17 protein-coding genes are annotated in these 21,637 nt (G+C 36.2%); 1 reads left to right on the top strand and 16 read right to left on the bottom strand.

Translation table 11 applies throughout. The annotated features are described in order from the left end of the window. Positions 1–7: 7 nt before the first annotated feature. The 9 genes from KA830_RS04240 to KA830_RS04200 all read right to left on the bottom strand — a co-directional run bounded on the left by KA830_RS04240 (position 8) and on the right by KA830_RS04200 (position 7,565). Positions 8–949, bottom strand: a complete 942-nt coding sequence (locus tag KA830_RS04240) for an NAD-dependent epimerase/dehydratase family protein (protein ID WP_204180150.1) — start codon at positions 947–949, stop codon at positions 8–10. A 490-nt stretch (positions 950–1,439) separates the two neighbouring features. Further along, the gene (locus tag KA830_RS04235) at positions 1,440–2,405 is read right to left on the bottom strand and encodes an ornithine cyclodeaminase family protein (protein WP_204180149.1); all 966 of its coding nucleotides are present in this window, start codon (positions 2,403–2,405) and stop codon (positions 1,440–1,442) included. A gap of 9 nt (positions 2,406–2,414) precedes the next feature. Further along, a complete protein-coding gene (locus KA830_RS04230; RefSeq protein WP_070657494.1) occupies positions 2,415–2,825 on the bottom strand; it encodes a hypothetical protein in 411 nt (136 codons plus the stop codon). Positions 2,826–2,972: 147 nt separating this feature from the next. After that, entirely contained in the window at positions 2,973–3,623 is a 651-nt protein-coding gene (locus KA830_RS04225) for a 3-oxoacid CoA-transferase subunit B (protein WP_046207218.1), read from the bottom strand. Continuing rightward, the gene (locus tag KA830_RS04220; RefSeq protein ID WP_070039461.1) at positions 3,616–4,320 is read right to left on the bottom strand and encodes a CoA transferase subunit A; all 705 of its coding nucleotides are present in this window, start codon (positions 4,318–4,320) and stop codon (positions 3,616–3,618) included. Before KA830_RS04220 ends, KA830_RS04225 begins: the two co-directional genes overlap by 8 nt. Positions 4,321–4,479: 159 nt before the next feature. After that, positions 4,480–4,986 carry a GNAT family N-acetyltransferase gene (locus KA830_RS04215; protein ID WP_070039462.1) on the bottom strand — a complete coding sequence of 169 codons (507 nt, stop codon included), beginning with the start codon at positions 4,984–4,986 and terminating at the stop codon, positions 4,480–4,482. A 24-nt stretch (positions 4,987–5,010) separates the two neighbouring features. Next, the gene (locus tag KA830_RS04210) at positions 5,011–5,580 is read right to left on the bottom strand and encodes a GNAT family N-acetyltransferase (RefSeq protein WP_070039463.1); all 570 of its coding nucleotides are present in this window, start codon (positions 5,578–5,580) and stop codon (positions 5,011–5,013) included. Positions 5,581–5,687: 107 nt separating this feature from the next. Continuing rightward, complete coding sequence (locus KA830_RS04205; RefSeq protein WP_204180147.1) at positions 5,688–6,182, bottom strand: AAA family ATPase; 495 nt, start codon at positions 6,180–6,182, stop codon at positions 5,688–5,690. Positions 6,183–6,377: 195 nt separating this feature from the next. Further along, positions 6,378–7,565, bottom strand: a complete 1,188-nt coding sequence (locus KA830_RS04200; protein WP_046207675.1) for a glycine C-acetyltransferase — start codon at positions 7,563–7,565, stop codon at positions 6,378–6,380. Between the two features lie 190 nt (positions 7,566–7,755). On the opposite strand from KA830_RS04200, the gene KA830_RS04195 reads away from it, so the two are divergent. After that, on the top strand, positions 7,756–8,928 hold the full coding sequence (locus KA830_RS04195; RefSeq protein WP_046207676.1) for a M20 family metallopeptidase: 1,173 nt from the start codon (positions 7,756–7,758) through the stop codon (positions 8,926–8,928). A 160-nt stretch (positions 8,929–9,088) separates the two neighbouring features. On the opposite strand, the gene tuf is transcribed toward KA830_RS04195, so the two are convergent. From tuf to rpoB, 7 genes are all read right to left on the bottom strand, one after another. Further along, complete coding sequence (tuf, locus tag KA830_RS04190; RefSeq protein ID WP_046207677.1) at positions 9,089–10,276, bottom strand: elongation factor Tu; 1,188 nt, start codon at positions 10,274–10,276, stop codon at positions 9,089–9,091. A 215-nt stretch (positions 10,277–10,491) separates the two neighbouring features. Then, positions 10,492–12,585 (bottom strand): elongation factor G, encoded by a 2,094-nt coding sequence (gene fusA / locus KA830_RS04185; protein ID WP_046207678.1) that lies wholly within the window; start codon positions 12,583–12,585, stop codon positions 10,492–10,494. Between the two features lie 118 nt (positions 12,586–12,703). Beyond that, positions 12,704–13,174: a 30S ribosomal protein S7 gene (rpsG, locus tag KA830_RS04180; protein WP_019468564.1), complete on the bottom strand. Its 471-nt coding sequence runs from the start codon at positions 13,172–13,174 to the stop codon at positions 12,704–12,706. A gap of 71 nt (positions 13,175–13,245) precedes the next feature. Next, complete coding sequence (gene rpsL / locus KA830_RS04175; RefSeq protein ID WP_019468565.1) at positions 13,246–13,659, bottom strand: 30S ribosomal protein S12; 414 nt, start codon at positions 13,657–13,659, stop codon at positions 13,246–13,248. A 94-nt stretch (positions 13,660–13,753) separates the two neighbouring features. After that, positions 13,754–14,008, bottom strand: coding sequence for a ribosomal L7Ae/L30e/S12e/Gadd45 family protein (locus KA830_RS04170; protein WP_064209889.1), 255 nt, complete (start codon positions 14,006–14,008; stop codon positions 13,754–13,756). A 283-nt stretch (positions 14,009–14,291) separates the two neighbouring features. Further along, complete coding sequence (rpoC, locus tag KA830_RS04165) at positions 14,292–17,885, bottom strand: DNA-directed RNA polymerase subunit beta' (protein ID WP_169926877.1); 3,594 nt, start codon at positions 17,883–17,885, stop codon at positions 14,292–14,294. Between the two features lie 170 nt (positions 17,886–18,055). After that, a complete protein-coding gene (rpoB, locus tag KA830_RS04160) occupies positions 18,056–21,607 on the bottom strand; it encodes a DNA-directed RNA polymerase subunit beta (protein ID WP_064209891.1) in 3,552 nt (1,183 codons plus the stop codon). Between the last annotated feature and the right edge of the window lie 30 nt (positions 21,608–21,637).

Genomic DNA, 21,637 nt, shown 5'->3' with positions numbered 1-21,637 from the left:
CCACCTCTTAGTTTTTCTTATCTGTATTCGAGTAATTAATATATTCAGTTAAACCTGACATAATATCATATTGTGGTTTATATCCTAGCGCTTCCAAACCTTTGATATCAGCACAAGAATGTTTAATATCCCCACTTCTTGATTCAGCAAACTGATAGTCTATAGATTTATTATAAACCTTTTTGAACTTATCAAAAATTTCTAATAGTGATATTTGTTTACCAGTAGCTAAATTGTATATTTTGCCATTCGTCACTTCATTATCGAGCACTGTTGAAACCGCTTGCACCAAATCCTTTACATATACAAAATCTCTCGTTTGCTCTCCATCCCCAAAAAATGTGAATGTTTCGTTATTTTTAAATTTATTATCTATAATAGATAATACACCAGAGTATGGTGAATGAGGATCTTGTCTCGGTCCATATATATTAAAGAATCTTAATGCAGTTGTTGGCAGATTGTATAGCGTATTGTAAATTTTTGTATATTGTTCCCCAGCATATTTTTCAACAGCGTAAGGTGATTCAGGATCAATGAACGTTTCGACTTGTTTTGGTAATCCTTCGGTATTACCATATACGGCTGCTGACGATGCAAAAATAAATTTCTTCAAATTATGATTATATTGACGATTGGCTTCTAAGAGATTTAATGTGCCATTTATATTGACAGACTGAGACTTTATAGGGTCATTTATTGTTTCTACAACACTAACTACGGCTGCTAAATGAATGACGATATCAAATTGTTCTTTCTCTACTAAGGATGTCACAAATGATGTATTAATCACATCATTTTCAATGAAATGCGCATCATCTATAAATTCGACATTCGAACGATGCCCTGTGCTTAAATTGTCTAATATAAACACCTCATTAGCTTTGTTAAAGTGTTCTGCTAAGTGCGAGCCAATAAATCCAGCACCACCTGTAATTAGTATTTTCATTATTTCTCCTCCTATATATTCAAGTCATAATATACTTATCGTCAATTTTATTAATAAAATCTAATAAATCATATAACTCACTTTTATCATAAAAAATACAACAATATTAAACGAAAATTATTATTTTAGTTAATGAACATCTTCTTTATATTAATACAAGTTTAACAATTTTGACGATCAAATCAAAAGAAATTGAGGTAAAAACTTAATAATAATTGAATTATAACACCATGCACTTTGCAAAAATTCATTTATCTGCATACCTAAACCTAAATATTGCTAATAACTGAATCTATGAAATTACTAATCTTTAGTATAAGTATGTTTTGATAAATATTAAATTTGTAAACTATCTTAAAAAGCGTTCCGCCATAAGTATCCTTTAAAGTATAAAATAATACCTACATTATACTATAAAGCAATACAGCGAAACGCTTAATAATTTTACTATAGCCTATCAAAATTTTACTTTATCGACCTTATATATAAATTACTGCACGTCATTATTTTTCTGTGCTTTTTGATAAAAATAGTTAGCCACAATAATATCTACAATGGCTACACCTACAGATTTAAATACGGTAATTTCTTCATCACTTTCGCGTCCAGCTAAAAGAGAACCGACAATTTCACCTAGTTCGCCATATAAATCTTTTTCTCCAAATAGACCTTCTTTTATTGGGGTAATTAAATCTCCTGTTTCTTCTAATGCCGCTTCCGATGCTTCTACAACTACTTTATCTGCATTGGCTATAGCGTGTGAAGGCAACTCTTGCATATCTGATTTAAAAGAACCTACAGCATTCACATGGACCCCAGCTTCTAATGATTTATTAAAAACAGGTTGCGTGGCGTTGGTTGCAGTGACAATAACATCAGCACTGGTCATAGCATCATCAACATTTTCCATCACTGTCACATCAACGGATTGATATTGCTGTTGAATCGTTTCTGCAAATGTCACTGCTTTACGGTGAGTTCTATTATACAGTTGAATATGTTTGATATCTCTAACAGCTAATACAGCTTCAATTAATCCTTGTGCTTGATCGCCTGTCCCTATGACACATAATGTTTCTGCATTTTCACGAGCAAGGTATTTTGTAGCTACGCCAGAAATTGCGCCTGTACGAATTTTGGTTAAGTAAGAACCTTCTAATACAGCTAATGTTTCACCAGTTTCATAATCTGATAATATGACAGAACCAACAATGGTATTTTTACCTATCTTTGTATTATTAGGGGCCATTGTTACTGTTTTAAGCCCCACAACTTTCAATTCATCAGATAAAGCCGGCATAACTAGATAACGATTGTCTTCATTAAAAGGAAGTACATAACGTAAAGGGGTATCCGTCTTCCCTTCAGAATAGGCCTGTAAAGATTCGGCTACCGCTTCAACGACTTCTTCCATGTTTAATAATTCAGCTTGTTCATGTGCATCAATAAATTTCATAAGCCACCTCTATTCTTTTACATTTTCTGACTCTAAAATGTTACTCTTCTTTTCAAATTTATTTTCAAATAAGATTATTCCTATAAATCCAACGACAAGCAAAGGAATGATAATCCAAGCCATATGATTATCGACATACACAGACACACAATATATCGCTAATAATAGTGTTATGGCCAACATATTTTTAATAAACAGCAACCAATAATCCGTTTTCACACTAAACCATGTTTGTTGCTGATTATCTTCTATTTTAATATGATATAACGTAAACTTTAAATGTGTAATCAACATATAAATAAATGCTAAAATACCGATTACCAACAAGATTTTATGAAATATGCCGTTAGGAACCACATCTGCAGCCGCTGCAAATATAATAGCGATAACAATACTTTTCAGTTCTGCATTTTTCTTCATATCAATCTCCGAACCTTTGTCATTAATTCAACCTCTATTGTTACAATAACATACTTACTCGGAATTTTAAGTTTGACTAAGAGCTAATCTTTTAAAAATAGATAATGATCTACCTATGAATACATCGTACAATATGTGGAAAAACAGCTAATGATTCAAGCAATTTATAAAATAAGCATCTGTATGGGTTTGTACCTGTTCAAGTGTGGCACCTTCTTGAAGTTCAACCAATTTCATAACTTTATCTTCAAATTTAAAAACAGCTAAATCTGTGATTAACGTATTAACAACACCTGCTCCTGTTAAAGGCAACTCACATTTTGATTTTATCTTAGATTCACCGTGTTTATTCATATGGTCCATGATAACGACCACTTTTTGAGCTCCAACCACCAAATCCATCGCACCGCCCATACCTTTTACGAGCTTGCCAGGAATCATGTAGTTTGCTAAATCACCTGTTTCCGAAACTTCCATACCACCAAGAATTGCTAAATCAATATGCCCCCCGCGTATCATCGCAAATGATTCTGCATTGTCAAAATATGATGCGCCTTTAGCAGCAGTAACCGTTTCTTTACCTGCATTAATCAAATCTGGATCCACTTCATCTTCAGTAGGATATGGGCCAATACCAAGCAAACCATTTTCAGATTGGAAAAAGACATTTTCCACATGATCATTCATCTCATTTGCTACAAGTGTTGGCATACCAATACCTAAATTTATTACCATATCACTATGAATTTCTTGTGCTGCACGCTGAATAATCTTCTTACGTTGTGTTTGTTTATCCATGTTGTACCTCCTTCACTGTACGTTTTTCTATGCGTTTTTCAAAATGTTTGCCTAGATAGATATAATCCACATATACACCTGATAGATGTACATCATCTGGGTCAATTTCACCTAATTCAACAATTTCTTCTACTTCAACGACAGTAGTCTTGGCGGCCATAGCACATAAAGGATTAAAATTACGCGCTGTTTTTTCAAATACTAAATTACCAAATGTATCCGCCTTTTGAGCCTTCACAATACCAAAATCGCCTGTAATGGCACGTTCCATAATGTACGTTTCACCGTCAAATTCTCGTGATTCTTTACCTTCAGCGATCAAAGTACCCACACCTGTTTTTGTGTAAAATGCTGGAATACCTGCACCGCCTGCACGTAGTTTTTCAGCCAACGTACCTTGAGGTGTTAGTGTTACATCTAACTCACCATTGATCAGTTGTTGCTCAAATATTTTATTTTCACCTACATACGAGCTAACCATTTTATCTATTTGTTTTTTCTCAAGTAAACGGCCCAATCCAAAATCATCTACACCACAGTTATTACTCACTACGGTTAATCCTTTTGTACCTTTTGTACGAATCGCTTCAATGGCATGCTCTGGTATCCCGCATAGCCCAAAACCACCGGCAAGTACTGTCATGCCATTTTCTAAATGCTCAAACGCTGTATGTATGTCTTGAATGACTTTAGACATGTTATAACCTCACTTCTTTTTTAAAATTAATACCTAGTGTTAAAACAATTATACTTGAAATTTTTTGCGAAGTCTTTTATTTCATGTTGCCGTTTTCATAAATAAACATAAAAAAAGTTGCCATTTTCTTACATGGCAACTTTTAATAATTATGCTATTTTATGCGATTTCTATCTGGAAGCGACGAACGACTGTGCCATCATCTAATGTTGAAGATTCTATTTCTTCCCCACCATTGTGTAAGATGACAGCTGCAGAGGCTTCATTATCTTTTTCACAAGTAATCAGCGCTTCTTGTACGCCAATACGTGATAAGTAGTCTAATGACTTTTTCAAAATTTTATTCCCAAAGCCCTTGCCTCGGTAGCTCTTACGAACACCGTAGCCAACATGGCCGCCAATAATTTTTAATTTTTCATTCAAATGATGGCGAATATTGGCAGCGCCAATAATCTTATCATCATCAATTAAAAACAATGTCGTATTATCTACTGTCTCATCATTAGATTTGTTATCTGCTAATTCATGTACAATTTCTTCAAAATTATTGTATTTGGTAATATTCGTAATCTCAGGCACTACCTTTTCATCGTGATCTATCCATTCTTTCATATAATCACAATATAATGTTTCGTCAGCCATTGTTAACTCTCTAAATTCAACCATGTTGACACTCCTTCCTTTTAGTTGCTATCCCATTGGTTCGTCATGTGTATTGAGATAATACACGTAGTTGTCAGTCCATTGTCCATGTTCGAAAATAAATCCTTTTCGAATACATTCAAATGCAAAGCCTAATTTTTCAATTAACTGAATAGAAGGTTGATTATCCAAATTGATGTGTGCTTCTATTCTATGAAACTTTAAAGTCTCTTTCGTTTGTTTCACAAGTTCTGATAAAGCTTCATAAGCATACCCTTGATGCCAGTATTGATTATGGATAAAATAACCGATTTCTGCCCATTGAAATTGATCGCGGCTTAAATTTTTAATGTTAAGCATACCAAGATGACGTCCAGTTTTATCAAAGATGCCAAATATATACAAATCATCATCTTTAATCGCTTGTTGATGCTTTAAGACCATTGCCGCAAACCATGGTTCCGTGGCATCTGACATGTCGACTTGGCCTTTATCATGCTTGTATTGCGCAGGATAACGATTAACAAATCCTGACAACCATGACTCATAATCATTTTCTTCTAACGGTCTAATGATAAGCCGTTGTGTAGTGAAATGCAACCCTAAATTATTTTTCATTGAAAAACCCCTTAACATAAGGCGTCAGCAACCAAAACTATAACATCATTTGGCATAAAATCAACCTTTTAATTTATTAAAAATATGAACTGCTTCTAAGGACGATTTCACTCGTCATGAAGATCATTCATGATCATCGTGAGTATATCATTTTGTGTCATCATTTCAGTAATCAATTTCTCATTTTTTACATTTAGTGTATCCTTTTCAACAAACCAGCTTGCAAGTTTTTGTGCACTGAAATCCGTATATGTTTTTGAGTGATGTCTTCTCACGGTTTCTGCATAAGGTAAGTCGAAATAATAAATATAGCTTTTAATATGCGTACTTGAAATAATGCTCTGTAACATATTACCATATTTTTCTTTATTGAAAATACTTTCTACAATAACATATTTACAATGTGCTATGCCAAATAGTGTAATGTATTTTATTAGCTCAATTGATAAATTGCCTGGTCTATCTGAGACGTTTAACATATGCCGTCTTATTTCATCTTGACCCACGCGCATGACACCATTACCCAACATGCTTTGTAAGTTACGGGCAATAGTCGTTTTGCCACTACCAGAGTTACCTCTTAATAATATTAGTTTTGTCATTGTATCGCCCTATCCTCTAGATAAATTGTGATTTATGTATATACTTTCATAAGTGTTAAACTTATACCCTATCAAAGTGATTAAAATCAAAAAAGCTAGACCCTTTATATCCATACAAATAGGATATAAGCAGTCTAGCATTTTGTTGCTTCATTTATTTTTTATATTCATTCGTTTTATAAATTGGAGTTAGCGTTAAATTGTACCTAGTTCTTTACCTACTTTTTCATATGCCGCTAATGCTTGATCAAGCATTTCTTTTGTATGTGCAGCTGTAGGCATATTACGAACACGGCCCGTACCTTTAGGCACTGTTGGAAAGACGATGGATTTCACATAGATACCTTCATCTTTTAAGCGGCTACTAAATGCTTGTGTTTCTTTTTCGTCACCTATGATTACTGGTGTAATTGGTGATTCAGAATTACCAATGTCAAAACCTAATTTTTTCAATCCGTCTTTTAAGTAATTACCATTTTCCCAAAGTTTATCGTGTAATTCTGTTGATGCCATTAATTTCTTAACAGCTTCAGTGATGGCTTTTGTATCACCGGGCGCTAATGATGTTGAGAATAAGAATGGTCTTGATTGTGCTTTCAACCAATCGATCAATGATTGTGTACCAGCTACATAACCACCGACAACACCAATCGCTTTAGATAATGTACCAATTTGGAAGTCAATTTTATCTTGAAGGCCAAAATGTTTCACTGTACCTGCACCATTGCCCATGACACCAGAGCCATGTGCGTCATCAACATATGTGATTAAACCGAATTCTTCTGCAATTTCTACGATTTCTGGTAATTTAGCAACATCGCCATCCATACTAAATACACCGTCAGTAATATACATTACTTTATTGTATTGTCCAGATTCAACAGCTTCTTTCGCTTTAGCGCGTAAATCGTCCATATCTGAATGGTTGACGCGTATAATTTTCGCTTTAGATAAACGACATCCATCAATAATTGATGCGTGGTTTAATTCATCTGATAGGATAGCATCATTTTTATTCATCACAGCTGAAATGGCTGCCATATTACAATTAAAACCTGATTGGTATGCAATCGCTGCCTCTGTACCTTTAAACTTCGCAAGTGTTTCTTCCAATTCGTCATGAAGGTCTAATGTACCGTTAATAGATCTTACTGCACCTGCACCTACGCCATGAGTGTCTATGGCATCTTTGGCAGCTTGTTTTAAATCTTCATCTGTTGCAAGTCCTAAATAGTTATTTGAAGACAAATTAACATAGTTTTTCCCGTTTATTTTAATCTCTGGTCCATTTGCACCTTCAATTGTATCAATTTCATTATAAAGTCCATTATCTTTTAAATATTGAATATTTTCATCTAAAAAGCCATGTAGTGACTGTACCACTGGAAATCCCCCTTTGAGTTATCTACTATTTAATCCTATCATAACCCATTTTCTTGTATCAGGAAAGTAGAATCACACGATTTATTAAAGCGTTTTCTACAATCTAATTAAAGTCACAATAATTGTCTCTACAGTAAAGTCATTTAAAATGATATAATAGAATAATCATTTTAAGGAAGAAGGGTTGAAGTTGTTTGATTGGTTTCAACTAGCAAGAGAAAAGGAAAACAGAATGATACAAATACGTCGCTATTTGCATCAATATCCTGAATTATCATTTGAGGAGTATCATACACGTGACTACATCCTAAATCAACTCAGCCAACTATCATGCGAGGTACGGTCGCCCGTTGGAAGAAATGGTATTGTCGCAACATTTAGTGCACAAGGAGACGGTCCAACGATTGCATTACGTGCTGATTTTGATGCTTTACCTATCAATGAACTCACTGAAGTAGATTACAAGTCTAAAAATCCTGGTGCAATGCATGCATGTGGGCACGATGGTCATACTGCAATACTACTAGCCGTTGCTGAAATCATCGACGCACATAAAAGCAAATTAAATGGTGATGTCGTGCTAATTTTCCAATATGGTGAAGAAATTATGCCAGGTGGCTCACAAGAAATGATTGATGATGGCTGCTTACAAAACGTAGATAGAATATATGGAAACCATCTGTGGAGTGGCTATCCTACCGGCACAATTTATTCTCGTCCTGGTGCGATGATGGCCTCTCCAGATGAATTCAACGTAACGATTCATGGTCAAGGTGGACACGGTGCGAAGCCACACGAAACCATCGATCCTGTTGTCATTATGGCTGAATTTATCATTAGTGCGCAAAAAATTGTTTCTAGAACGATTGATCCAGTAAAACAAGCTGTTATTAGCTTCGGTATGGTACAATCTGGTTCGGCAGATAATGTCATTCCAGATACTGCATTTTGTAAAGGAACGGTGCGTACTTTTGATACAGAAGTACAAGCACATGTGATGCACAAGATGGATAAGCTATTGCAAGGGTTGGCTGTTGCGAATGATATTACTTATGATTTTGATTATATTAAAGGTTATTTGCCTGTCCACAATAATCCTAAATGCTTTGACATCGTTAAACAAGCTTCAAATGAGATGAATTTAAGATTTAACGAATCTGAATTAATGATGATTGGCGAGGACTTTTCACATTATCAAAAAGTACGTCCAGGTGCATTCTTTTTAACAGGTTGTGGTAACCCTGAAAAAGATACCACACATCCACACCATAGCCCATATTTCAATCTAGATGAAAAGGCATTAAAATATAGTGCCAGCCAGTTTTTAAAAATATTAGAGTTGGAAAATGTAATTAAGCCCTAGGCCTGAATAGCCTAGGGTCTTTTTATTTCCAAATATCTCACACTTTAAATTTCAACCTTAATCATAATATTATTCAGTTGAAAAATAAATATTACATCAAAAATAAAAAAAGAGCCTCCAAAATGGAGACTCTTCAAATCTATATTAAAGATAAGATATCTTATTTGTAGATTTCAGTTACAACGCCTGATCCAACAGTACGTCCACCTTCACGGATAGAGAAACGTGTACCGTCTTCGATAGCGATTGGAGAAATTAGTTCAACTTCCATTTCAACATTGTCGCCAGGCATAACCATTTCAGTACCTTCTGGTAAAGTAACAACGCCTGTTACGTCAGTAGTACGGAAATAGAATTGTGGGCGGTAGTTACTGAAGAATGGAGTATGACGTCCACCTTCATCTTTAGATAAAACGTAAACTTCCGCTTTAAACTTTGTATGTGGTGTAATTGAACCAGGAGCAGCTAAAACTTGACCACGTTGGATGTCTTCACGTGCAACACCACGTAATAACGCACCAATGTTGTCACCAGCTTCAGCATAGTCTAATAATTTACGGAACATTTCTACACCAGTAACAGTTGTTTTGCTTGATTCTTCTTGCATACCGATGATTTCAACTTCTTCACCGACTTTGATTTGACCACGTTCAACACGGCCTGTAGCAACAGTACCACGACCAGTGATTGAGAATACGTCCTCAACTGGCATCATGAATGGTTTATCAGAATCACGTTCTGGTGTTGGAATGAATTCGTCAACAGCTTGCATTAAGTCTAAGATTTTTTGCTCATAGTCAGCGTCGCCTTCAAGTGCTTTTAATGCTGAACCAGAGATTACAGGTACATCGTCACCTGGGAAGTCATATTCGCTTAATAAGTCACGAACTTCCATTTCTACTAATTCTAATAATTCTTCATCGTCAACCATGTCAACTTTGTTTAAGAATACAACTAATGCTGGAACACCAACGTTACGTGATAAAAGGATGTGTTCACGAGTTTGTGGCATTGGACCATCTGCAGCAGATACTACTAAGATAGCTCCGTCCATTTGTGCAGCACCAGTGATCATGTTTTTAACATAGTCAGCGTGTCCTGGGCAGTCAACGTGAGCATAGTGACGTTTGTCAGTAGTATACTCGATGTGTGCAGTATTAATTGTAATACCACGTTCTTTTTCTTCTGGAGCGTTGTCAATCATGTCGTATGATTGTGCAACAGTGTCACCATTTTTTGCTAAAACAGTTGCGATAGCAGCTGTTAAAGTAGTTTTACCATGGTCAACGTGTCCGATTGTACCAATATTGGCATGTTCTTTTGAGCGATCGAATTTTTCTTTAGCCATTATAAAATCTCTCCTATTCGTTAGAAAAATAATTGTTAAATTTATCTCTCATGACAGTTTCTCACCATCATGAGAAGATGATTAATTTAGTTTAAAAGGACCATACAGTACCTTTATAATGCATTTTCCCTAAAAAATCAATTAATAAAACTGTAAGCCATATAATTATGCTTTACATGTATTGTACAGACTGTCACTGCACAATACAAGTGTAATTATTCAGCTGTTTTATTACCACTGTTTTTCTTAATTATATCTTCAGAAATTGATTTTGGAACTTCTGCATAGTGATCGAAGTACATTGTGTATGTTCCACGACCTTGTGTATTAGAACGTAATGAAGTTGCATAACCGAACATTTCTGAAAGTGGTACAAAGGCATTTACAACTTGTGCATTACCACGAGGTTCCATACCATCAACACGTCCACGACGAGATGTTACATCACCCATGATGTCACCCATGTATTCTTCAGGCATTTCAATTGTAACTTTCATCATTGGTTCTAAGATAACTGGTTCACATTTTTTAGCTGCTTCTTTAAGCGCTAATGATGCAGCGATTTTGAAGGCCATTTCTGATGAATCGACATCATGGTATGAACCATCAAATAATTTTGCTTTAACATCAATTAATGGATAACCAGCTAATACACCGTTTTCCATAGCATCTTTAAGTCCTGCTTCAACTGATGGAATGTATTCACGAGGAACTACACCACCAACGATAGCGTTTTCGAATTCGAAACCGCCGCCTGTTTCGTTCGGTTCAAATTCAATTTTAACGTCACCGTATTGTCCACGACCACCAGATTGACGCGCGAATTTACCTTGAACTTGTGCTGATTGCTTGAATGTTTCACGGTATGAAACCATTGGCGCACCAACATTACATTCAACGTTAAATTCTTTTTTCATACGGTCAACTAAGATGTCTAAGTGAAGCTCACCCATACCACCGATGATAACTTGTCCAGTTTCTTCGTCAGTGTGTGCATGGAATGTTGGGTCTTCTTCTTGTAATTTAACTAAAGCTGTAGTCATTTTGTCTTGGTCAGCTTTAGATTTTGGTTCAACTGATAAGTGAATAACAGGTTCTGGGAAGTCCATTGATTCCAAGATAATGTCATTTTTCTCACCACATAAAGTATCACCAGTACCAGTTTCTTTTAGACCTACCGCAGCAGCGATATCTCCTGAGTAAACTGTGTTAAGCTCTTGACGAGAGTTAGCGTGCATTTGTAGTAAACGACCTACACGTTCACGTTTATTCTTCGTAGAGTTTTTAACATAAGAACCAGATGTTAATGTACCTGAGTACACACGGAAGAATGTTAACTTACCAACATAAGGGTCAGTCATTACTTTGAACGCTAGTGCAGCGAACTCAGCATTGTCATCCGCTTTTGCGATAACTTCTTCTTCTGGATCATCAGCACGGTGACCGATAATTGGTTTAACATCTAATGGTGAAGGTAAATAATCAATTACTGCGTTAAGCATTAATTGAACACCTTTGTTTTTGAAGGCAGTACCAACAAGAACTGGGTAGAATTCAATATTATTAGTTGCTTGACGAATAGCGTCTTTTAATTCAGCTACAGTAATTTCTTCGTCACCAAGATATTTTTCCATTAATTCATCACTTGTTTCAGCTACTGCTTCAATAAGTGTTGCACGAGCTTCTTCAGCTCTTTCTTTTTGATCTTCAGGAATTTCAATTTCTTCAATTTCAGTTCCTAAGTCATTGTTGTATTTGAAACATTTCATTTCAACTAAGTCGATGATTGCTTCAAATTCATCTTCCGCACCAATTGGTAATTGGATTGGTTGTGCATTCGCTTGTAGGCGATCATGAATTGTGCTTACAGCATATTCAAAGTTCGCACCTAGTTTATCCATTTTGTTTACGAATACAATACGAGGAACGCCGTAAGTTGTTGCTTGACGCCAAACTGTTTCAGTTTGAGGTTCAACACCTGATTGCGCATCAAGTACTGTAACCGCACCATCAAGTACACGTAATGAACGTTCAACTTCAACAGTGAAGTCTACGTGTCCAGGTGTATCGATGATGTTTACACGGTGATCATCCCATGAAGCTGTTGTTGCAGCTGATGTGATTGTAATACCGCGGTCTTGCTCCTGTTCCATCCAGTCCATTTGTGAAGCTCCTTCATGAGTTTCACCAATTTTATGGATACGTCCAGTATAGTAAAGAATACGTTCAGTCGTAGTTGTTTTACCAGCATCGATGTGAGCCATGATACCGATATTACGAGTTCTTTCTAAACTAAAATCTCTAGCCATGTATTTTTCTCCTTCCAGTATAACTGCGAATAAATACTATAAATATGGCGATGCCCTAAGCATGCACCTAGATAGTAAACTATCAATGTGGAACATGCTCAGGGAAAAACCTACTATCCTACCAACGATAGTGAGCGAAGGCTTTGTTAGCTTCAGCCATTTTATGAACGTCTTCACGTTTCTTAACTGCACCACCAGTGTTGTTTGCAGCGTCTAAAATTTCGTTAGCTAAACGTTCTTCCATCGTTTTTTCACCACGAAGACGTGAATAGTTAACTAACCAACGAAGGCCTAAAGTAGTACGACGTTCTGGACGAACTTCTACAGGTACTTGATAGTTAGAGCCACCTACACGACGTGCTTTAACTTCTAATACTGGCATAATGTTGTCGATAGCTTCTTCGAAAACTTCGATAGCTTCACGACCACTGCGTTCTTGAACTAATTCAAATGCAGAATAAAGAATTTTTTGAGCTGTTCCACGTTTACCATCTAACATAATTTTGTTAATTAATTTAGTAACTAATTTTGAGTTATGAATTGGATCTGGTAATACGTCTCTTTTTGGTACTGATCCTTTACGAGGCATAATATAAATCCTCCCTTCCTAATTATAATATATTTTCATTCTTTATAACGAAAATTTACGCAATCTTAAACTTATTTTTTAGGTTTTTTAGTTCCGTATAATGAACGACCTTGTCTACGACCGTCAACACCTGAAGTATCAAGTGCACCACGTACGATGTGGTAACGCACACCAGGTAAGTCTTTTACACGTCCACCACGTACAAGTACAACACTGTGTTCTTGTAAGTTGTGTCCGATACCAGGGATATACGCGTTAATTTCGATGTTGTTAGACAAACGCACACGAGCATATTTACGTAACGCAGAGTTAGGTTTTTTAGGTGTCATAGTACCTACACGTGTACAAACACCACGTTTTTGCGGTGAGTTTAAGCTAGTGTACTTTTTCTTTTTACTGTTGTAGTTTCTGTTCAATGCTGGTGAATCATAGTTTTTTGATTTGCTTTGTCTTGGTTTACGTACTAATTGGTTAATAGTTGGCATGAAATATGTCCTCCTCTCTTCTTTTATAATCCCACACATCCAGGTGGTTCATTTTAAAGGTAAATAAAATTTAGTAAGAAAAATCTTACTAATCTCATTTCAATAATGCAACAACAGTCGCATTAACGTTTATACCTACATACTTTCCTAAAGCTTGTTTGCTTTCGAAAAATGAGATAGATATGTTTTTGTGATTGATTTGACTTAACACGCGAGTCATTAGATGAACTTCAACGTCTTCAGCGATAATCAATGATGTCACTTGATCTTTATTCAAAGCTTTTAGCGTCTGTTTAAGACCAATAACATAGTGTTGTTTGTTAAAGCGTGCAACTTTTTCATTAGACATCTAAATATCCTCCAAAGTTCTGCTTGCATCAACCTTAATAATAATAACATCAAAATTACTGCGTAGTCAACTTTAATTAACATTTTTTGCAGAAAATATATAAAAAAATAAAAGAGCGAAATAAAGATCAAATGTTACCATCTCATCTTTTATTTCGCCCAAAGTAAAATGGTCAGTCACTTAAGATATAGACACGTGTTGCAGTCCTACAACTTCAACACATGTCTATATGTTTATACAAGCTCAAATGAATGTTGAACCATTTCATATTTTAAAAGCAATACTAGATTTCAGTTGGTTGAATCTCTTCAACAACTTCTTCTGGTGTCGCTTTATCATACTGTACATCACTGTAACGTCTCATACCTGTACCAGCTGGGATGAGCTTACCGATAATAACGTTCTCTTTAAGTCCAAGTAAGTTATCACGTTTACCTTTGATAGCAGCATCTGTAAGTACACGTGTTGTTTCTTGGAATGAAGCTGCTGATAAGAAGCTTTCAGTTTCAAGAGAAGCTTTTGTTATACCTAGTAATACAGGTTTAGATGTTGCTGGACGTTTACGTTCTTTGAATGCTTCACGGTTCGCATCTGTAAAGTTATGAATATCTACAAGTGCACCTGGAAGTAATTTCGTATCTCCAGCTTCAATGATACGTACTTTACGTAACATTTGTCTTACCATAACTTCAACGTGTTTATCATCAATTTCAACACCTTGCATACGGTAAACTTTTTGAACTTCTTTTAATAAATAACTTTCTGTTGCATTCAAGCCAGATATAGATAAGAAGTTCTTAGGTTCAATTGAACCTTCTGTGAGTGCTTCACCACGTTCAACACTTTGGCCAACTTCAACTTTTAATCTTGAAGTACCTGAAGCTAGGTAAGATTTCGTTTCATTTGCGCCTTTGATGACGATTTCTTGTTGACGATCTTTGGCAACGCTAATGTCATCTACAACACCTTCAATTTCAGTCACGACAGCTTGGCCTTTAGGGTTACGCGCCTCGAAAATCTCTTGGATACGAGGAAGACCTTGCGTGATATCACTACCTGCTACACCACCTGTGTGGAATGTACGCATTGTAAGCTGTGTACCTGGTTCACCGATGGATTGGGCAGCAATTGTACCAACTGCTTCACCAACTTCAACTTTTTCACCAGTAGCAAGGTTTTTACCATAACATTTTTCACATACACCATGACGTGTATTACATGTGAATGCTGAACGGATATACATTTCTTCTATACCAGCGTCTGTGATTTTCTTAGCAATTTCTGCTGTTACTAACTCATCTGGACGAACGATGACTTCATCTGTTTCTGGATGGCGAATCGTTTCTTTAGAATAACGACCTTCAATACGTTCGCTGAATGGTTCAATCATTTCAGTACCTTCTTTAATATCAGATACAAGTAAACCACGGTCCGTACCACAGTCTTCTTCACGAACGATAACATCTTGTGCCACATCAACAAGACGACGAGTAAGATAACCAGAGTCCGCTGTTTTAAGTGCTGTATCGGCAAGACCTTTACGTGCACCATGTGTAGAGATAAAGTATTCTAACACTGTTAAACCTTCACGGAATGATGAAGTGATTGGTAATTCAATAATCTTACCGGATGGTGCAGCCATAAGTCCACGCATACCTGCTAACTGTGTAAAGTTAGATGCGTTACCACGGGCACCAGAGTCACTCATCATAAAGATTGGGTTTGTTTTTTCAAGTGATCCCATTAATTCGTTTTGAATTTGGTCTTTGGCATCAGTCCAAATTTCAACAACTGCATTGTAACGTTCAAATTCAGTAATTAAACCACGGTTGAATTGTTTTTGTACTTTTTCAACTAGTTTTTCATGTTCATCTAAAATTTGTTGCTTATCTGGTAAAACCACAATGTCAGATACACCGACAGTGATACCAGCTTTAGAAGAGAATTTGAATCCTAAGTCTTTCATTCTATCTAACATCATAGATGTATCTGTGATGCTGAATCGATTAAAGACTTCTGCAATGATATTTCCTAAGAAATTCTTGTTGAATGGTTCGATGAGAGGTTGTTCATCAAAATATGCTTTTAATCCACCCTCACCTAATTCTGTCGCAGAAACAAAGTATTTGTCTGGCGTACTGTTTTCAAGGTTATATTTTGTTGGTTCGTTAATATATGCAAATGAATCAGGAATGATTTCATTAAAGATTACTTTACCAACAGATGTTGTTAAAATTTTATGATTTTGCGCTTCAGTAAATGTTGGGTTATTAAATGAACTTGCATGCACACCTATACGTGTGTGTAAATGTACATAACCATTCGCATAAGCTTTCAACACTTCGTTTGTATCATTATAAATTGTACCAGTATTTACTGCATCTTTACGTTCTAAAGTAAGGTAATAGTTACCTAATACCATATCTTGTGATGGTGTAACAACAGGTTTACCGTCTTTAGGGTTTAAGATGTTTTGTGCTGCAAGCATAAGCATGCGTGCTTCTGCTTGTGCTTCTTTAGATAATGGTACGTGAACAGCCATTTGGTCACCATCAAAGTCAGCGTTATAAGCTGTAGTTGCAAGTGGATGTAGACGAATCGCACGACCTTCTACAAGTGTAGGTTCAAATGCTTGGATACCTAATCTATGCAGCGTTGGTGCACGGTTTAAAAGAACTGGATGTTCTTTAATGACGTCTTCTAGTACATCCCATACTTCATCATCCATACGTTCAATCTTGCTTTTCGCATTTTTAATGTTTGTCGCAATTTCACGTTGAACTAATTCTTTCATGATGAAAGGTTTAAACAACTCTAAAGCCATTTCTTTAGGTAAGCCACATTGATACATCTTCAAGCTTGGTCCAACAGCGATAACGGAACGGCCTGAATAGTCAACACGTTTACCTAATAAGTTTTGACGGAAACGACCTTGTTTACCTTTAAGCATATGTGACAATGATTTTAATGGACGGTTACCTGGTCCAGTTACTGGACGACCACGGCGACCATTATCGATAAGTGCATCAACTGCTTCTTGTAACATACGTTTTTCGTTTTGTACGATGATGCCAGGAGCACCTAAATCTAATAAACGTTTTAAACGGTTGTTACGGTTGATGACACGGCGATATAAATCATTTAAATCACTTGTTGCAAAACGTCCACCGTCTAATTGAACCATTGGTCTGATTTCTGGTGGAATTATTGGAAGTACATCCAATACCATCCAAGCTGGATTATTACCAGAATGTCTGAATGATTCAACTACTTCTAATCGTTTAATCGCACGTGTAAGTCTTTGTCCTGTTGCAGACTCTAACTCATCACGCAATTCTTTTAATTCTGTATCCAAATCAATTTCATCTAATAATTCTTTGATACCTTCAGCACCCATTTTAGCTGTAAATTGACCAGGGAATTTATCATAGTACTCTCTGAATTCTGCTTCAGACAGTAATGTCTTTTTCTCTAATCCAGTTGGGCCAGGATTTACAACAACATAAGAAGCAAAATAAATGACTTCTTCTAATGCTCTTGGTGACATATCTAATAATAGTCCCATGCGGCTTGGAATACCTTTGAAGTACCAAATATGTGAAACTGGCGCAGCTAATTCAATGTGTCCCATTCTTTCACGGCGCACTTTAGATTTAGTTACTTCTACTCCACATCTATCACAAACCATACCTTTATAGCGTACACGTTTGTATTTACCACAACTACATTCCCAGTCTTTTGTAGGTCCGAAAATTCTCTCACAGAATAGACCATCTTTTTCTGGTTTTAAAGTACGATAGTTAATTGTTTCTGGCTTTTTAACCTCACCAAAAGACCATGAACGGATTTTTTCAGGTGAAGCAAGTCCTATTTTCATATAATGGAAATTATTTACATCAATCAAGGAGCCTACCTCCTTCAATTTAGATTAGCTGTGCAAATTGATTGATTGCTCTTTATCAATAATAGATAAGGCCATAATGAGGCAAGTACGACAACTTTACCCCAAAATGGTATATCTTTTTATAAACTTAAATGCGATCTATATTAGTCAGTAATTTCTTTTTGTGATTGTGGCGCTTCTTTTTGTTGAAGGTCCACTTTACGTTCTACTGCATCTTCATCTTCGTTATCTTGCATGTCGATTTCATTGTCATGCTCATCCATAATCTTAACATCTAATCCTAAACTTTGAAGTTCTTTCATCAATACTCTGAATGATTCAGGAACACCAGGTTTAGTAATGTTTTCACCTTTAACAATAGATTCATAAGTTTTTACACGACCTACTGTATCATCAGATTTATAAGTTAAGATTTCTTGAAGTGTGTATGCAGCACCGTAAGCTTCAAGTGCCCATACTTCCATCTCACCGAAACGTTGTCCACCGAATTGTGCTTTACCACCTAATGGTTGTTGCGTAACAAGTGAGTATGGTCCAGTTGAACGTGCGTGTAATTTATCGTCAACCATGTGTGCAAGTTTCAACATATACATAACGCCGACTGAGATTCTGTTATCGAATGGTTCACCCGTACGTCCATCGTATAATACTGTCTTACCGTCACGTGCCATACCAGCTTCTTCAATCGTTGACCATACATCTTCATCACTCGCACCATCAAATACTGGTGAAGCAACATGAATACCTAAGTTTTTAGCAGCCATACCTAAATGTAACTCTAATACTTGTCCGATATTCATACGTGATGGAACACCTAGTGGGTTCAACATGATGTCGATTGGTGTACCGTCTGGTAAATAAGGCATATCTTCTTCAGGAACTAACTTAGAGATAACACCTTTGTTACCGTGACGACCACACATTTTGTCACCAACATGTATTTTACGTTTTTGAACGATATAAACACGTACTAATTGGTTTACACCTGGAGATAATGTGTCATCTCCTTCTTCACGGTTGAAGACTTTAACGTCTAGAACAATACCGCCTGCACCATGAGGTACACGTAATGATGTATCACGTACTTCACGTGCTTTTTCACCGAATATCGCATGTAATAAGCGTTCTTCTGCTGTTAATTCTGTTACACCTTTAGGCGTTACTTTACCTACTAAAATGTCTCCGTCATTAACTTCAGCACCTACGTATACAATACCACGGTCATCTAAGTTTTTAAGCGCACTATCTGAAACGTTAGGAATATCACGTGTAATTTCTTCAGGTCCTAGTTTTGTATCACGTGCTTCTGATTCATATTCTTCAATATGGATAGAAGTATATACGTCATCTTTCACTAGGCGTTCGCTCATAATTACAGCATCTTCATAGTTGTAACCGTCCCATGTCATGAATCCGACAACTACGTTTCTACCTAACGCCATTTCACCAAGTTCCATTGAAGGACCATCGGCTAAAATTTCACCTTTCGTTACGACATCACCTGTAGCAACGATTGGTCTTTGGTTATAACAAGTACCTGTGTTTGAGCGTTTGAATTTAGCTAACGGATAGCGATCGATTTCGCCTTCGTATTCTTGTCCATCTTCTTCGATAAGTTGACGTACAAGAATTTCATTAGATTCAACGTGTTCAACACGGCCTTTATGTTTAGCGACAATTGCAGCACCAGAGTCACGAGCTGCTACGTGTTCCATACCAGTACCTACGAAAGGTGATTCTGGATTCATCAATGGTACTGCTTGACGTTGCATGTTTGCACCCATTAATGCACGGTTAGAGTCATCGTTTTCTAAGAATGGAATACATGCTGTTGCTGCAGAAACAACTTGTTTAGGAGATACATCCATGTAATCCATTTTTTCTTTTGCCATAACTGTGTTATTACCACGGAAACGACAAACAACTTCATCGTCTAAGAAACGACCATTTTCATCTAGTTTAGAATTCGCTTGTGCTACTACATAGCTATCTTCTTCATCAGCTGTTAAATAATCGATTTGATCTGTGATACTATTCGTCTCAAGATCTACTTTACGATATGGTGTTTCAATGAAACCAAATTCATTTACACGTGCATAACTTGATAATGAGTTAATCAAACCAATGTTTGGTCCCTCTGGTGTTTCGATTGGACACATACGGCCATAGTGAGAGTAGTGAACGTCACGCACTTCCATTTGAGCACGTTCACGTGTTAAACCACCAGGTCCTAATGCTGATAGACGACGTTTATGTGTCAATTCTGCTAATGGATTGGCTTGGTCCATGAATTGTGACAATTGAGAACTACCAAAGAATTCTTTAATTGACGCAATAACTGGACGGATATTAATTAATTGTTGTGGCGTAATTGAATCTGTGTCTTGAATAGACATTCTTTCACGTACCACACGTTCCATTCTTGATAAACCAATACGGAATTGGTTTTGTAGTAACTCACCTACTGAACGTAGACGACGATTACCTAAATGGTCAATATCATCTGTGAATCCAATACCACTTAATAAATTAAAGAAATATGACATTGATGCGATGATGTCAGCTGGTGTAATACATTTCACTTCTGAATCAGGGAATGCATTACCAATAACTGTTGTTGTGCGGCCTTCTTCATCATTAGGAACATATACTTTAATAGATTGAATTTCTACTGGTTCATCAATCACAGTACCTTCAAGTTCAAAAACTTCACTGTTCGCATTAGATTCTAATACATCCATGATTTCATCTAAATTACGACGATCTAGGACAGTACCTTCTTCAGCTACAATTTCACCTGTTTCAGCATTAACAATTGGTTCTGCTAATTTTTGATTGAATAAACGGTGTTTTAAATGAAGTTTTTTATTCGCTTTATAACGACCCACGCTCGCTAAATCATAACGTTTCGGATCGAAGAAACGTGAGTATAATAAGCTTTTCGCATTTTCTACTGTCGGAGGTTCACCTGGGCGTAAACGCTCATAAATTTCTAATAGTGCTTGATCAGTATTTTCAGTACCATCTTTTTCTAATGTATTACGTAAGTACTCATTGTCTCCTAAAAGATCAATGATTTCTTGATCTGTTGAGAAACCTAAAGCTCTCAATAATACTGTTAGTGGTAATTTTCTTGTTCTATCAATACGTACATAAACTACATCTTTGGCATCAGTTTCATACTCTAACCATGCGCCACGGTTAGGAATAATTGTTGCATCATAGTTTGTGCGACCATTTTTATCTAATTTTTCATTAAAGTAAACGGATGGTGAACGAACTAATTGCGATACGATTACACGCTCAGCACCATTAATCACAAATGTACCTGTATCTGTCATTAATGGGAAATCACCCATAAATACTTCTTGCTCTTTCACTTCGCCTGTTTCTTTAATGATTAGACGTACTTTTACACGTAGAGGTGCAGAATACGTCGTATCACGGTTTTTCGATTCTTCTAAATCATATTTTGATTCTCCAAGTCTGTAATCAACAAACTCTAAAGACAGATTTCCTGTGAAATCTTCAATCGGTGAAATGTCTCTAAACATTTCATATAAACCTTCTTCTAAGAACCACTCGTAAGACTTAGTTTGAATCTCAATTAAATTCGGTAATTCTAATACCTCTGAAATTCTCGCATAGTTTCTACGTTTACGATGTCTTCCATATTGGACAAATTGACCTGCCAAACAGATTCACCCCTCAAAAATTGCGTGTTT

Source organism: Staphylococcus sp. GDY8P119P (assembly GCF_017892075.1).
Taxonomy (GTDB): Bacteria; Bacillota; Bacilli; order Staphylococcales; family Staphylococcaceae; genus Staphylococcus; species Staphylococcus ureilyticus.
Note: the sequence above shows the minus strand (reverse complement) of the source record. Positions and strands in the feature narration are given on the sequence as shown.